Annotated in this window: 11 protein-coding genes; 2 read left to right on the forward strand and 9 right to left on the reverse strand. The window is 48.4% G+C overall.

What is annotated here, in order from left to right:
* Window positions 1–15 precede the first annotated feature (15 nt).
* From ACSQ8P_RS31175 to ACSQ8P_RS31210, 8 genes are all read right to left on the reverse strand, one after another.
* Window positions 16–978 carry an eCIS core domain-containing protein gene (locus tag ACSQ8P_RS31175; RefSeq protein ID WP_436238732.1) on the reverse strand — a complete coding sequence of 321 codons (963 nt, stop codon included), beginning with the start codon at window positions 976–978 and terminating at the stop codon, window positions 16–18.
* 129 nt (window positions 979–1107) lie between these two features.
* The gene (locus tag ACSQ8P_RS31180) at window positions 1108–2541 is read right to left on the reverse strand and encodes a PP2C family protein-serine/threonine phosphatase (RefSeq protein ID WP_436238733.1); all 1434 of its coding nucleotides are present in this window, start codon (window positions 2539–2541) and stop codon (window positions 1108–1110) included.
* 79 nt (window positions 2542–2620) lie between these two features.
* On the reverse strand, window positions 2621–2956 hold the full coding sequence (locus tag ACSQ8P_RS31185; protein WP_436238734.1) for an STAS domain-containing protein: 336 nt from the start codon (window positions 2954–2956) through the stop codon (window positions 2621–2623).
* On the reverse strand, window positions 2953–3390 hold the full coding sequence (locus ACSQ8P_RS31190) for an ATP-binding protein (protein WP_436238735.1): 438 nt from the start codon (window positions 3388–3390) through the stop codon (window positions 2953–2955). Before ACSQ8P_RS31190 ends, ACSQ8P_RS31185 begins: the two co-directional genes overlap by 4 nt.
* A gap of 12 nt (window positions 3391–3402) precedes the next feature.
* Window positions 3403–6465, reverse strand: coding sequence for an MFS transporter (locus ACSQ8P_RS31195; RefSeq protein WP_436238736.1), 3063 nt, complete (start codon window positions 6463–6465; stop codon window positions 3403–3405).
* A 30-nt stretch (window positions 6466–6495) separates the two neighbouring features.
* Window positions 6496–6999, reverse strand: a complete 504-nt coding sequence (locus ACSQ8P_RS31200; protein WP_436238737.1) for a GNAT family N-acetyltransferase — start codon at window positions 6997–6999, stop codon at window positions 6496–6498.
* 15 nt (window positions 7000–7014) lie between these two features.
* Window positions 7015–9783, reverse strand: a complete 2769-nt coding sequence (locus ACSQ8P_RS31205; RefSeq protein ID WP_436238738.1) for an adenylate/guanylate cyclase domain-containing protein — start codon at window positions 9781–9783, stop codon at window positions 7015–7017.
* A 16-nt stretch (window positions 9784–9799) separates the two neighbouring features.
* A complete protein-coding gene (locus ACSQ8P_RS31210) occupies window positions 9800–13270 on the reverse strand; it encodes a stalk domain-containing protein (protein WP_436238739.1) in 3471 nt (1156 codons plus the stop codon).
* Window positions 13271–13495: 225 nt separating this feature from the next.
* On the opposite strand from ACSQ8P_RS31210, the gene ACSQ8P_RS31215 reads away from it, so the two are divergent.
* Together ACSQ8P_RS31215 and ACSQ8P_RS31220 are read left to right on the forward strand one after the other, a co-directional pair.
* Window positions 13496–13882 (forward strand): DUF4280 domain-containing protein, encoded by a 387-nt coding sequence (locus tag ACSQ8P_RS31215; RefSeq protein WP_056617835.1) that lies wholly within the window; start codon window positions 13496–13498, stop codon window positions 13880–13882.
* A 37-nt stretch (window positions 13883–13919) separates the two neighbouring features.
* Window positions 13920–15569 carry a hypothetical protein gene (locus tag ACSQ8P_RS31220; protein WP_436238740.1) on the forward strand — a complete coding sequence of 550 codons (1650 nt, stop codon included), beginning with the start codon at window positions 13920–13922 and terminating at the stop codon, window positions 15567–15569.
* A 67-nt stretch (window positions 15570–15636) separates the two neighbouring features.
* On the opposite strand, the gene ACSQ8P_RS31225 is transcribed toward ACSQ8P_RS31220, so the two are convergent.
* Window positions 15637–16278 (reverse strand): response regulator transcription factor, encoded by a 642-nt coding sequence (locus ACSQ8P_RS31225; protein ID WP_436238741.1) that lies wholly within the window; start codon window positions 16276–16278, stop codon window positions 15637–15639.
* Window positions 16279–16299: the final 21 nt, after the last annotated feature.

A 16299-nucleotide genomic window follows, 5' to 3' on the forward strand; every position in this document is an offset into this window, starting at 1 on the left:
TCTTGCTTGTTCGCTTTACTTACCGCCTCGTTGTTGAACAACATGGGTTAATTCATGACCAAGTAGTTCTTGCCCCTCGCGTGAATCTGGATTATATCGACCTTCCCTGAAGAACACGTCATTTCCCGTAGCAAAAGCTTCTGCACCTAAAGATCTATTAATTTTGGATGACTCTGAATCGTTATGTATATTTACGTTGCTGAAATCAGTTTTGAACGCCGATTCCATCTTCGCTTGAATGCTTGAATCCATTTTGCTGCCGCTGCCTTGTTTCGCTTTAATCTGCGATTCAATCCCTGCATCCGCTTCAAAGCCGCTTTCCGATGATGACTTCATCTGCAGCTCCTCATCCTCTGACTCGCCTCCCTCTGACCGCTGAATCGACTCTGTTGATGGCTTCATCTGCAGCTCCTCATCTTCCGACTCGCCGCCTTCTGACCGCTGAATCGACTCTGAGGATGGCTTCATCTGCAGCTCCTCATCTTCCGACTCGCCGCCTTCTGAGCGCTGAATCGACTCTGTTGATGGCTTCATCTGCAGCTCTTCGTCTTCCGACTCGCCGCCTTCTGAGCGCTGAATCGACTCTGAGGATGGCTTCATCTGCAGCTCCTCATCTTCCGACTCGGCGCCTTCTGAGCGCTGAATCGACTCTGTTGATGGCTTCATCTGCAGCTCCTCATCTTCTGACTCGGCACCTTCTGAGCGCTGAACATCTGGTTTAGAAGCGCCACTACTCTCTGAAGCAGCGATATGGTCAGCCGCCTGTTTCCCCATTTGATCAGCTTCTTGCTCATATGCATCACCAGCTGGACCAACGGTCATTTTGGTCTGAATGTTCAACATATTACCAACAGCGCGATTGCCGATAGCACGTTGAATGTTCATTAGATCGGACGATACGGGAGAATTTGTTTTATTACTTTTCTGATTCGTATGCAAAGAAGAATCTGGTTGCCGGTTAATATGGGATTTTTGCATGGCATAACCCTCCTAGCGAGCTTTTGATGGAAACATTCAATCAACCCTGGTTTGCACTTCTACATGTCCGTCCCTCAGTGCAAGAAGTCTGTGTATTAACTATATCACAACGCTATATAGCGGAGTTTACTATTTGATCGAATTGCGATCGATAATGAGCACAGCAATATCATCGGATTGCACGGCACCATCTGCGAACAAGTCCACATCTTGCACCATTTGACCGAGCAATTGCCCAGGCAAACTTGCCTGCTCCCTCACCAATACATCCTTGAGGCGGACAAAACCATATTGGTTCTGAAGTTGGTCTTCAGCCTCCGTAATGCCATCCGTATACACGATAATGCGATCTCCTAAATCTAACGTGACCTCATTATCCATATATAGCATGTCGTCCATAACACCAAGAGGAAGGCCCTTTTTTCCTTTCAAAAGCTCCACCTCACCGTTAGCTCTCACGATGTAAGGAGGGCAATGACCACCATCGCTGTAAAGAAGTTGACCTGTCGCTACGTTCAATACGCCGCAAAATATCGTCGCAAACATCGTCGAGTCATCCTTATACAGCTCTTGATTAACAGCCGTCAGCAGCTCACCTGGCGTCAACTCCACGGACATTTTTCCTTTGAGCAGCGTCATTGTCACCGCCATGAATAGAGCGGCTGGAATACCTTTGTCTGAGACATCACCAAGCACAAAAAACAAACGATTCTCGTCGATACGAAAATAATCATAGAAATCGCCGCCTACTTCGCGCGCGGGTCGAATGATCGCCTGCGCATCTGCCTGAGCCCTGCCGAGCGTCTCCGACGAGGAAGTTCCTAGCGGCGCATCCTCACCACGGCTTTGTAGACTCAAGCTCTTCCGAGGAAGAAACCCCATCTGAATATCCGTTGCGATACGCAGTTCACTTTCCATACGTTCCTTAGCTGCCGTTGTAACTTTCAACGCATGTACCGACTTCTCGAGTGCATCGTACAGCATGGCATTCTCTAAAGATGCTGCTGTTGGCGACGCGATCGATTCCAATAACTGCAAGTCTCGATCCGTGAACGGTGCATCGCCTCGTTTGTTCAACACCTGCAGCACGCCTATGATTTTCCCCTTACTGACAAGCGGTACACAGAGCATATTGCGAGTTGGATATTCGACGCGCTTTGCGACCTTAGATGACCAGCGTTCATCTCGCGCAGCATCGTCAATCTTGACCGACTTCCCTGTCTGTGCAACCCAGCCTGCGATACCTTCGCCGATCTTAAGGCGAATTTCACGCACTTCATCACCTTTGGCACCAAGCGCGAGGTCGAAAAACAATTCGCCCTTCTCCTCATCGACCAAAATAACGGACGAAGCCTCTGCGTTCATGATGCGGGAGGAGGTTTCCATGATTTTGATAAGCAGGTCCTGTTTGCGAATGGTTGAGTTCACTTCCAGACTCACGTCAAAAAGCTGCATCGTCCGCTCAAGCTCCAGCTCCGCTGATTGGCGCTTTCGATTCCCAAGCTGCCACTGGATGACAGCCACAAGACACAGGATAACAAGCACGCCTACGACTATCTCCATCCAGCTCAGCTCCTTTGTACCTTATGTAATTAACCTACTTAACAAGCTCTATTCTGGTAAGTGCACTCACACAATCGAATTATTTAATGGCATTAACCGCTTCATCTTCAGTCTCATACAGCTTGAAAATGCTGCTAAAACCCGACATATCAAAAACTTCCTTCACATGCTCATTCATACGAGCTAAAGCAAGCTTACCCTGAATCACCTTGACCATTTTGGCAGCGGATAATAAGCTTCTTAGTCCAGCGCTGCTGACATAATCCAGTCCTTGCAGATTAAATACGAACTTGCCCTTACCTTGCTCCACTAGCTTAGCAAATGCCGATTCCAAGCTTGCGGATGTATTCCCATCCAATCTGCCCTGTAAGCTCAGTAGCACAATGTCATCTTGCAGCTGCTCGGTAATATTCATGAAACACCCTCCTCATGGATTCGATTTTTCCTCATTAGAAGCACATTCTCCTCATTCAAACGCTCATACCGAAGTTCGTCCATAACTTGCCTGACAAAATGGATACCCAGCCCGCCGATACCTCGCTCCTCAATGCTCAGATCGGTGCGGGGGCTGGATTTTAGCAGTGGATTAAAAGGAATCCCCTGATCGCTCAGACAAAGCTCCCAACCATCTGCTGTTTGCCCAACATCAAGGCGAATTGTATGCATCCCTTGTTGAGCAGATGGGTAGCCGTATAGAATAATGTTTGTTACGAGCTCATCGCAGACCAAATTGATTTGAAACAGAGACTTCTCGTCCATGCCGAGGGACCCTGATAAGCCTTGGATAAAGGCTGCTAGACGTTCTAGCTCTTGTAAATCGTTGCGTAATACGATGGACTCAATACCCACGACGACCCACTCCTACGACATTTTCAACAGCATGTTTTCAAGCAATCGTACTCTTGCACTTGATGCGTGAAGCATCCCGATTCCTATCTCCGGATATAACCTCACTAAGCGAGACAAGCTCTCCCCCTGCAAGGTAAGGACACGTACCTCATCAAAAATGACCTGTGCGGTAACAGATGACGGGGAGCCATCTAACGCAGTCGTTTCACCAACCGCTTGCTTAGGTCCCAAAACACCGATCGTCGATGTCTCTCCAACACCTGTCTCATTGCTTAATTCAACATGCCCCTCGATAAGGAGATACATGGCTGCGTTCGGTTCTCCCCGCCGCAATAAGTAAGTTAAATCTTCGTGAACTTCTTCAGTCGCAATACCCGCAATTAACCCTAACTCATCGACGGACAAATCCGCGAATAAGCTAACTTGCTTCAAGAAAATCACTTTATCCAGCATCGTTAAAAATTTACGTTCTTCTTTCATATCTGCACGCTCCAATGCGCTTAGTGCATAGATCGAAATATCCTTGAGCCAGCTATCTGACCATGTTGTTGCCTCTTGAAGCAGCCCCAGCGGCGGTAATTCCTCCATGACTTCTGTCACGCCCTGCTGCTTCAATTGGTCTAATAACGCATAGGCCAATTTACGATCGCCGAGCCCCTCCGCAAGGACCTCTAAACCGTTCTCGCGAAGTTCGATGTTCACGTCTTGAATCGCTTCACGCAGCGTCATAATGATCCGCTCATCGACGAGTTTAGCCATGACGGCCCATGCTCCATCAATGAGTGCTTCATGCAGCTCTCCACATCGTTCCTTCGCCAATTCCGCTAGGCCCATCAGGCCAAGCTTCTCTAACGCAGCAGGCAGTGCGCGCTCTTGCGTTGATGCTTGCAGACGCTGCGCACATAGTTCAACGAGCAGTGAATGCAGTCTGCCTTCATCCAATAACTCAGCGAGTGTTGCTACAACGGCATTCCAAATGAATGGATTCGGATGGTGACTATACTCCAGCAAGGTTGGCAGTGCTTTATCACCCATATCCACAAAAGCTTGCAAAATGGCTTTGCGCAGCTCTTGATCCGCCATGGACACCATACCCAGCATCATTGGAATGCTTTCCACATGCTGAAGCTTACCGATACAATGCGCAGCTGCTACCTTCACTGCGGGACGCTCCTCATCGAGTAAAGAAACAACCCAAGCAGCGTACGTATTCAGTTTCAGATCGGCTACGGTATGGCAGCCATAGACGGCCCATTCGCCGCCTGTATCTAGCATTTTGATAATAGCTTCGTCGCAAGCCGCGTAGCTTTCTTCACTTTCTAGTGCATACAGGGCTTTGACGCCTTCATGCACGACCTTCGGATGCGTATCCAACAGCTTCACACGGATAAAGAAATGGGACTGACTTTTCAGATGCGAAGCCTTAGAAATCAACTTCACGCACTCGGCGCGAACCTCTGGATCCTCATCCTCCAGGAAGGACGCGACCTGCACGAGGTCCTGAATCGTGGCACCTTGCAAGTTCATCGCACGTAATACCGCAATGCGAATCCGCGAGCTCTCTTCCCCAATCATTTGGATCAAATGCGGCAAGAACGCGGAATCCTTCGCTTTACCGATAATTTCCAAGGCTAGTTCTCGCACGTAATCATTGGGGTGCTTCAGATAGGCTAGAATAGCCGATAATGCTTTGGAGCTGCGAATGCCCCCGATAAAAGAGCTCGCAATTTCTGATAAATCCCCGTGTAGGGATTGAACGCTTTTGACCAATTCACGAATATATAGATTCCGGCCGAACCACGCTACAACGACTAGAATCCCTGCAATCACCACTCCTAGCCACGCTAGAGGCGACAATTGAAGGAGACCAAACGAATGCAGCATTGAGAAAAGTGAGCCAATGAGAATACCGCCAGAAGCAGCAACCCCTTGCGCGAAATAACGATAGCCATCCCGTTTGGATATTGGCATCATTTTGAAGAAGAGCTGATAACAAGGCTCTGCAATGTAATACAGCAAAATATAAAAAACCGCATATGACCCGGAAACCATGACCAATCCGAGCGACTGATTCATGAATAACGCCGTAAGACCAAATCCGCCAAAGAAGAGGATCGTGATGCCTAATAAAATATTACTGGCGCCTAACCAGTTCATTAATCGAGTAGATACCGTTTGCAGCAATAGGCAGAATGTAAATTGAATCGCCGTGATTAAGCCATAAAACGAGGTCAAATCCCCCTCATTTGAGAACTTATATTCCGCAGCCGTAAAATATTGATACTCCATCATAAAATAAACAGCCGGCATCAGTGTCATCAGAGCAACCGCACACAGCAGGAAAGGACTTCGCAGCATCTGCTTCGCATAGTAGCCGGAAGATTGCTGTTTCTCTTCGTCATCAGTGAGAGAGACTGACTGGGCCCTATTCAATCTCTTGTCTTCCTTCAAGGTGAGCGGAACTAAGTATCGCATGAGTGCCCTTCGGAAGAAGACGAAGCCGAACACCATGAGAATTGGCGCGAGTGCATACACGGCTTCCGTGCCTAGTAGTTTGCCAAGCTGATGAGCCAACAAGCCTGCGGTAATTCCACCCGTCGTTGTAGCAGCGATAAAAACGGGCATAAGTCGCTTCGCCTGTTGGGTAGGGCACAAGTCAAACGCTGTACTCCATAGGAGCAAGGTTAGCTGTCTTACGACAAAATTAGAAGTGAGAAAAAGAATAGGATAGTAGTATCGATAGTCGATGCCGCCAAGCTTAAATCCCAGTAGCACAGCACCGTTCAGGAAGAGAAGCCCCATCAGAATGACATAGAGCGTCGTCATCATCTTAGCCTTCGGCAGTCGGTTCGCCAGTTTGGCTAGGAGCCAGCCTTCAAGCGGCATGATAGCAGCTTCAACCATATAAATATAGGGCAAATATTGCACGCCGAAGCGCTGATTAAAAAGTGCCATGAACGCCGTGTAATTCAAGGATTCGGCAATTCCGCTAAAGTAAAAGATCGGCAGCATCATCCAAAGCTTACGACTGTCTTCTGTGCGCAGCCCCATCCACCCTTTTAAGGTTCCTTGCATATCATCAGGTCCAATCTATTAGTCTATCTGTCAAGGGGACAGTGGTTTATAAAACGCTAGTCTAGCTTCACCTTCATAATAATAATTCGGATAGGTACCAATTAGTTCAAAACCATTAGCCTTGAACATTTTCTGAATGGGAAGATATTCCGGCAAATCACACGTGTACGTTAAAATGTAACGTCCTTCAGCAGATCGGGCAAACGTTTCTAACGCCTGGAATAACACCTTGGCAAATCCATGTCGTCGATATTCACGGTGAACAGCCAAGTAATCCCAGAGAAATCCGCCGGATTGATGCTCATTCTCTTTGCAGCTCGTCACCGCGATAATGTCACCAGTCTCATTCTCAATATACCAATGCCGGTGATTGCGCTGAGATAAACTAAGCATTGGCGCATGACGGAAATGATCCAACTCACCTGGTGTATGACGTTGATCATCGAAAGATACAGGTGATAAATAGAAATCTGTAATCCGTAACGCATCTTTCTCCTTCGTTAATTCATGCACAGTCCAACTACTTACTTGCATCTCACAACCACCTCATTAAGAAACAGATAATGTACCATTCCATTCACCAGTCGTACCTTTTTGGAAATATTCATCACACATATAGAAATACAATTGGGCTGCTTTATCTTGACGATTCTGTTTAATAACCATCAAGAATGCTTCGCGTGCATCATAGAACCGTCCAACCTGATAATATGTAACAGCTTTCTCGAACAAGGCTTTCGTCTTCTCTTTCAAAGCGCGGATCGTTTCGGCATCACCTTGATAAACATCGAACAAGTGAAGAGGCTCTTTCACACCATCCACTTGGATTAAACCAAGATCTCGATAGAGGAAGTCCGCAGGCTTTTCCAAGGACTTTACCACGGAATCCGTGATAAGAATGGATGATCCAAGCGGTTCAGTCATCTTCTCCAGCATGGTCGCAAGGTTCACTCCGTCAGATATAACATTTCCCTCCAAACGTTGTTCCTCTCCAATGATACCAAGGCGGAGAGGCCCTTTATGTAGACCGATTCCGAAATCAAGCGGCGAATAACCTACACTCATTCTATGCGAGTTGTAGATATCTAGCTCCTTCCGCATCTCCACACAAGCAAACAGCGCTTCATCAGTCTGATTCGGGAATAAAGCCATAAAACCTGCGCCCAAATACTTATTCATAAGCCCTTCATGCTTGCGGACATATGGACCGAATCGTTTGAGGAATGAATTGACGAAATTAAAATTTTCTTCTGGCGTCAGCCTTTTGGATAATTGGTAAAATCCTCGGATGTTAAAAATGAGAATGGACATGTGCTTTTCCACTTGATCCCCAAGCTCGACATCCAGAATGCTGTCTTTATTCAAAAAGCGCAGAAACTGCTGTGGAACGAATCGATAGTAGGATTGACTGAAATTCTCAACCTTGGTGATGTAATCTCGAATACGCGCAGCCATGGTGTTAACACTGTCGCCCAGGTCCGACACTTCATCCCGTGTATGAATCGTAACGACGGTATCCCAGTTCCCTTTGGCAATTTCACCTACACTGTTGCGGAGTTTCCGAATGGAAGAGAGAAGAACATACGTCATGATGACAAGCACAAGCAGTAAGCCTACCGAGATAAAGGCAATATTGCGAATAATCGAATTAAGGACCGATTGGCGATGCTTCAGCAAGCCATCTAAGTTCTTACTCGTTTCGAAAACACCAACAATTTTACCCGAAGAGTTAAAAATAGGCGCAATGGCATAGCGCCATTCTCCAGAGAAATCCTCCCATTGGCCTGTTGCTGGTTTGCCTTCCAGTACAACCTGCTGATTCTCAGGCGTTTGCTGGAATGGATTAAACATATGCATGCCATCATCATCTTCCAAAATGCGATAAATGACGCCATTTTCATATTTGTATACAGCCTTATAAAAACCTTGATTATCATCCAGTGCATTATTCTCGAAAACAGATTGAATCTTCTTGCGGAATGATTGATAAGTGGTACCCCCGTAATCCAAAGGGGATGTGAGGCTTTCCAATTTATCGCCATCAACAAGGTTTTGCCCATTTTTGGCAAGTAAAATCAGCTCACTAAACGTCTCTTCTTCCATTTTCTTAGAGAAACTGTTGTAAATGACGGTAGAGAGAAGAATCATCGAGAAAGCAATGACAGGAATGAGAATGAAAATTTGCTTCACCATGAGCGGCAAACGTCTCTTAAGCAGGTTAACGAATATGATTTTGATGGCATAAAGCACCAGTAAAATGAATGCTACAGCAATTGCCCATACCAAGATTGCATGATTTTGAGCAGACCGACTATATTGCGCTTCAATCAAGGAAGGCGTGATCGTACCATCGGGAAGTCGGCGATTGATTTGAGCTGACTCTACGATAATAAGACTGCCATCAGGACCAATACTGCTCGTAGTCGCGTCAAAAGCAAGCTCCACACCGCTCGCTTTGGCCTTCTCGTCGTTAACAATCCCCTCTAATACATAAGGTTGTTTCGGATCCAGCCTTGTAATCATACGCGAGTTAAAATCTATGAAAATCAACCGTCCCTGATGGTCCAAGTGGAAGCTCTCTGGGAAATTGCGTCGTGTGCGATCTATCCCAGGCAGCGGATAGACCAGTTCGGATCGGCCTTCGCTCCAAGCACGATAAATTTCACCGCTTCGCGTGGAATAATAAATTTCACCTGGCTTAAATCCGTCTGCTTCTGACACGTATTTGTTGTCTGGAAGCGTAATCGAATACGTTAACTTAGGCTCAGTGGTTGTACTGTTGCCAACTGGTGTTTCGTATAAGGATAACTTCTTCACTTCATCATTGAAAAAGTACACCATACCCTCATGCACTTGCACATTGCGCAAGGAGCCAAGTCGATATCGCTTAACCTGAGCGTCGCCATATTCCTGCGTGAAGAGGCTGCGATCAAATTCACCGTTTGGCTTATAGCGTACAATTTGTTCCGATTTAACAGCAATCCCATAGGGATCTAATAACGTACGAATCGTATATAAATAGCCCTGATCATCGACCGCCATATCGTTAAAACGATAGACTTCACCATTCTTCCCCGTTTCACTCGTAATGGAGAATTGAAGAATACCTTGGGCATCCAGTTTATGTATCGTTTTCTTAGCGTTATCGATGACGAATAAGTTATTCTGCGAGTCTGAGATGGCCTTCGATAATCCGTCGAAAGGCATGCTTTTTTTCCATGGCCACAGCTGGATGCTATCTTGGTGTGTGCCCAGGTAAGTACCTGCAGCACCCAGTAGCAGCAAGACGAGCAGCAATGCCACAATCGATTTCTTCATCGCTTGTAATCTCCTCTTAATTTGTAATCTGAATGATTTGCATAGCTGCGTTCCAGTCGACACCTAGGCCTAAGGACTCGGAAATGAATCTTAATGGCACATAGGTCCTACCCTCTAGCAGCAAGGATGGTCCATCTATCACGATAGGCTGTCCATCTATGTAAGCAGTAACTTGATTAATAGAGCTTGTAATGGTTGTATACTCCGTGCTCACCGTGACTGTAAAGCTCTCCGGGTCCCAATCTACCGCCGCTCCAAACGATTCGGAAACAGATCTGATAGGTAAATAGGCTTGTCCATTTATTATAACAGGCGGAGCGGCAAATTTGATAGAAATATTGGAAGAAAGCACGCTTTCTGCCGAAAGAGGTTGAATCGTGACAGGAACCTCAGCAAGGCCAGAAGAAGCAGGGATAGAAGTTATACTCGCCAAGCTATCAGCGACCTCTGCAAGTTCCTGCAGCTCCTCCGGAGCGTACTTCATCTTCTCCTGGAGCTGCAGTTCGCCCAGCAGCTTCTCCACCTGCTGTTCCAGCTGCGCTTGTACGGCCGAACCTGCTGGCAGCTCCGCCAGCAATACCTGTACCGCGTCCAGCTTCGCGAACAGCGCGGCCTTCTGCGTCGACAGCTTCGCTGCGTCGACGGCTTCTATAGAGCGGGTCAGCGTCGCCACCCGCTCCGTGTCTTGCTGCGCCTGCGCTGCGCTCAGCGCAGCCTGCAGTTTCTGCTTCGCTGCTTCGAGCGAAGCCAGACCCTCGGATGCGCCTGACCCCGCATCCGCGAGCTGCGCCTGCGTCGCGAGAAGCTGCTGCAGCATGGCTGCAGCGGCTTCCGGCTCGCCGGCGGCGAGGGCTTGCTCCAGCTTCTCCTGCTGGAGCTCGGCTTGATCGGCCAGCTGATCCTCGCTGGCCTGGCCATCTGTGGTGGCGGGGGTACCGTCGCCGCCATTGCTTGTAGAGGCATCGCCCGGCTCAGCCGGCGATGCCTCCTCAGACAGCGCTGCGATCAGCGCGTCCGGGTTGTTCACGAGCGCCATCTGCGAGAGCGCGGCTTTGGTGTCGCCTTTGAGCAGCGCCTCCAGCATGCCCAGTTGTGCCTGCGCGTCCTTGATCTGCACAGCGAGATCCGCGATCTCGCTGAGCTTCATGGCGGCAACAGCGGCAGTTTTGGCCGCTTCTAGTTTCTCAATGTCTTGCTTTAACGTATCTATTTTCCCTTGAAGCTGTTCAGGGGTCTCAAGGGAGGCAATCGTGCCTGGCTCCTTGATTTCAACGGTCACCTTGATCGCATCCACAGCTTTAGAGGAAAGAACAGCTGAACTAGAAGGGATCGTTAAAGCTTCCGGATCTAAGACTTCATCCATGCCAATCCAAGGAGCGCCTGGCGCATCCGATTGATACACCATCCCTTGTCCAGAAGTCGCCATTGTAGCAGTCGCTGCATTAAAAGCCGCAGGCGTCAACGCTTCTAGCTTCACTTTGTACGAGCCGATAATGACCGTTCCTAAGCCTTCATCCTCACCTTCAGAGTCTTCACCCTGCCCAGCATTCTCGGCGTTGTCATCTGTACCGCTGTCATCTCCGTCACCGTTCCCAGTGCCGGTCTGCCCATTAGCAGAGTTATCTCCACCATTAGGACCATTGACGCCACCGGCACCTGTATTTCCTTTGCCACCGTTAGTTCCGTTAGTTCCAGTATTTCCTGTGTTTCCGTTATTCCCAGTACTGCCATCGCTTCCCGCTTGTCCGTCCGTACCCGTGCTTCCATCCGCACCAGCACTCCCGCTTGCGTCTCCTGAAGTAGCGCCGTTCTCAGCGCTAGCTGCAACTAATTGCCCTGCACTACCTTTTCCGTCAAGCGGCAGCGTCTGAATGACTTTCCCTTTTTTATAAAGCACGACCTTAAGCTGATCAATTTGACTGAATTTTAGCGTTAAATTCCGTATCGATTTATTGATCTTCGTCCGCTTCCCGACGCGTTTACCGTCTTTGGTCAATACGGCGTAGTCCGTTGCACCCAGTTTCTTGCTCACACTTACGCTGAAATCGCTAAGCAGCTGTCCAACCGCCGGTTTCAGCTTCCAAGTACCTAGTGGTGCTCTCGGTTTCTGCGGTTTTATCGGAGACAAGCCATCATCGATATCACGATAAGGCAGTATGCCTTCGCGAAGCGTACGATTCACAGCTCCGCCTGTTCCAAGATCGAGCTTTCCAATCGCTAATTTATAGGCAATTTGCGCTGCCATAATTTGTTGATCCGCCTGATCCACTGCATCTTTATAGGATTGAAGCTCCTCTGATTTCATCAAGCTCAGCTTCACCTTTTGGTTGGCCTTCGTTAAATTGGATACCGCATTATCCTTATCACGCAACGCTTGCGCGTAGGCTTCTTCAGCTCCCTTAGCCTCCAAAAAGGATTGCCTCACATCCGCAATAACCGTATTCCGACTTTCTTTTTCCTGCAGCTGCGCCTTATTCTGCTCCATCGTTGCAAGTGGTAAAGCATTCGACAGGTCATCCAAATAGCGCAGTCCATCAAATTCACCTTGAAGCAGCGACTTCGGAATGGGAATGAACCCAAGCAGCATAAAAAAGCCCTGCCAATCCTCTTTCACCCGTCCAAGTGTTTCATCATAGCTTGCTTGAAAAAGCTCCATATCGATCTCTTGCTCTTTAAATAACCCATCCATCACCCTCATGCGGGCCGGGCCAAATTTACCACTATATAAATTACGAGTCGTGTTCAGCTTTTCATCCGCCAAACGACGAGCCTCCGTATCTCTTAACAGGCTTAATGTTGTCTTCTGCCCCATTGCGATATAGGTAGGAAGCATCTTCTGATTCAAATCCGCGTAATCCGGCTGGAACGAAAGCTCCACTAGATTTTCCATATTGAGCTGCAGTAATTTACCCAGTGCCAAACGACTAGACTTCGCCGTCAATTGCGCTTGTTTGTAATCGGAGGCTGCCTTCTCTAGCGCTTTATCCACTTTATCTTTTTCCGCAGCATCTGCGAGACCGAATTTCCGCTTCTTAAGTACCGTGTCGACGGCTGTTTTCGCTTCCTCAACTTTCTTTCGAGAACGCTCCTCGGCCACAGCATCTTGATAAGCAGTTAAATAACTTTTCTCGATCTCATATCGAGCTGAGTCCCCTTGCTGCCGCAAGGTTTCCTGCGCTATATACAACTGAGATCTGGCATCTGGCACCTTCATTCGCGTACCAATATCCTGGCTTAAGTTATGAGGTTTGGCGAACAATCCGGCTGCTTTGGCTTCCTCATTGTTAACCGTATGCTGCGCTTGCTCCAGCTCGATTCTTTTCTTCAGGACATCTGTTCTGGCATCGCGCAGCTGAGGGCTCTTCTGGAGCCCCTGTTTAATAGCCTCCTGCATGGTCAAAGCCTTCACCCCTGCAGCTTCCACTCGAGCACTTGCCACCAGGATTGAGGATGTCGCAAGTATGCCTACGAGCCCTATTTTCACCATATTCAAACCATTCAGAATAAACCCCTCCGCTCACCTACTTCTCTCTCTTTATAGTACAATATCTCTACCACTCTCGCATCCATTCTTTGGAGAAAAACAGCGAAATCTAGCGAATAGAGGATTAGATTGCCGCATATAACCTTTTCTAGTAGTATAAAAGGAAGATGAAAGCACATTTTGCCGAAATATTGCACGGGAAATAATTTCAAAGAAGGAGCTTGAATCATGGGGAATATCGTATGTGGCGGCGCGATGCTGCAATGCACGTTCGGTGCTGCACCTAGCTCGTTAATGGTGCTTCCTGCGAATATGGTCATGACCGCGATGCCTATTGCCAATATCATGGATAATAAGCCCATGGTGAATATACTGCCGTTTGGCATGTGTAATTCCCCATCCAATCCGATGGTTGCAGCGGCAACAGCTGCGGCTTTTGGCGTTTTGACACCGATGCCCTGCATCCCAGTCACAGCAGCCCCTTGGGCACCCGGAGCTCCGACTGTCCTTGTCGCAAATATGCCCGCGCTTAACAATAGCTCCAAATGCATGTGTAACTGGGGCGGCGTAATTTCCGTTCAACAACCTGGTCAGATGACGATTCAGGTCCCATAAATTCTTCTTTTAACAATTGAAATAAGGAGTGAGAGCATTGGAGCCGATTAAAACGATTGAGAAAGTGCTAAAGCCTATCGTAGCACCTTTCATCGGACATATTATGAAGGCCATCTTAACTGTTGGAAGGCTGCCTAAACTAGCGATTATTAAATTTCAGCAAATGATGCGAATCATGCTGCAAACACGCGAATCCTCTTTGAAAAACTACGTTTTGATCGGCTCCTACTACATCTCCAAAAGACTGCTTATTTTCATCCTATTATTCCTACTCGTTCTGGCTTACTTCATCTTTATACGCCCGCCCGCGATCGTGAACAAATGGCTTAACCGCGTCCCCGTGCTTCAGGAAAACTCACCTAAACTGGGCAGCTTTTCGGGGAATGGTAAAATTGTTGCTGATCCCAAAAAAGACAAAAAAGATGCTCGCTATGTTGGCGATCTGGTAGATGGTCTTTATTCTGGTAAAGGTAAGCTTTACCATGACAACGGTATCCTCGCGTACGAGGGCGATTACGAAAAAGGTTTGAAAAATGGGAATGGCGCTCTCTATGATGAGCAAGGACACCTAGTGTATAAAGGCGCCTTCACGGCCGATGTCTACAATGGCGCTGGCGCCTTGTACGATGAGAAGCAGAGGGTCATCTATATCGGCGAGTTTCAAAATGGCAAATTCGGCGGGGCTGGCAAATTGTTTGTACCCAGCGGTGACCTGCTCTATGAAGGAGCCTTCAATGGCGGCATGTATAATGGCGCTGGCAAGCTCTTCTCATCGGGGGGAATCACCCAGTACGAGGGAGAATTCTCCGCAAGTTTGTATAATGGGGCTGGCAAGCTTTTTGATGCGAAGGGCATTCTCATGTACGAAGGTGGCTTCAAAAATGGCAGCTACTCAGGCGAGGGCACGGAGTTCTACCCTAGCGGCATGATGAAATATAAAGGTCAATTCCTTGTTGGTTTGTATAACGGCGAGGGCACCTCTTTTGATGAAAAAGGCGTACCGCGCCTCAAAGGCGCGTTCCAGAGCGGCGCCCTAACCGGCGCCGGTGAAGCGTATGACGAGTTAGGCAAACTCGTCTACAAAGGGGATTTCAAGGCCGGCGTCTACGACGGCGTTGGCACGTTGTTTGACGCAGACGGCGCGCCGCTGCTGCGGAGCTTTTGGGCAGGCGGCGCAGTCAGCCTGCAGAGCTTCATCGGTTTGTCCAGCAAGAAAGTCGAAGACTTGCTGGGCAAACCGGCGGAAGTGACGCTGCAGGATGACAGCGTCATGCTCGCGGGCCAGGAGGCGGCGGGCGCAGACGCCTCCGGTGTGGAGCCAGCCGCAGAGGCTGGCGCGGGCGCAGCAGCGTCGCCGCCGGCTGGCGGCGTTAAGCTGCTGCTGAGCTACCCGGCCTACCAGCTGTCGCTGCTGGTAGAGCCGTCAAAGACCAACCCGAAGGAAGCGGTGGTCACCTCCCTTAGCATTTGGGGCTCGAAGCCTCTAGCGCTGCTGCAGTCAGGCATCGAGACCTTCAAGAAGTTGAACGAGCCGAATGAAGCTGGCTACAATGTTATGGAGCTTGAAGTCGGCGCCGGTGCTGGCGCGTACAAGAACAGTTACTATAAAGGTGATTATCTGTTCACCTTCACCCATTTCAATACATCCAAAGAAGCTCACCTCCTACAGGTGAGCTCAACGAAATAGAAAGCCTCAGGCCATGGTTACCTTTCCGTGGCTGAGGCTTCTTTTTTTACAACGCTTGCACTGCCTACTAACTCTCCCGAAATTCTTGCAGGATTCTGCTCGCTTCATTGCGATCCTCGACTTGCAGCTTATTCAAAATCATCGAAACGTAGTTGGCAACGGTTTTGGCGCTAATATTTAGACGTGCACCGATCTGGGCATTGGTGTGACCTTCAGCAATCCGCTCCAAAATCTCCATCTCACGTTTGGACAGTTCAGATAGTGCCGGATGCTCCGAGGGATTGAGTGTTCTCGGTTCCGAAAAGAAATGCATCATGCGTGCCGCAATATCGGAGCTGAAGACAGCGCCGCCATTGCCAACCATGCGGACAGACTGAAGCAACTCGATTTCGTCAGCGTCTTTGAGCACATATCCTTTGGCTCCAACGCGCATAGCGGTAAAGACCGATTGGTCATCGCGGAACATAGTGAGAATTAACACATGAATGTGCGGATATTTTTCTTTGACTAGTCGGGTCGCTTCAATCCCATTGAGCCCTGGCATTCGTATGTCCATTAAAATCAAATCAGGCTGACATTGTTCCACAAGCCCCAAAACCTCATCTCCAGATGCCGCTTCACCCACGACTATCAAATCTTCCGTGGTTTGAAGCAAGTTTCGGACACCGCTTCGAAATATCGGATGATCATCTGCAATCATGATATTCATCGTCTGTCATTCTCCTCTACA

This window comes from Paenibacillus sp. LjRoot153 (genome assembly GCF_964253085.1).
Taxonomy (GTDB): domain Bacteria; phylum Bacillota; class Bacilli; order Paenibacillales; family NBRC-103111; genus Paenibacillus_E.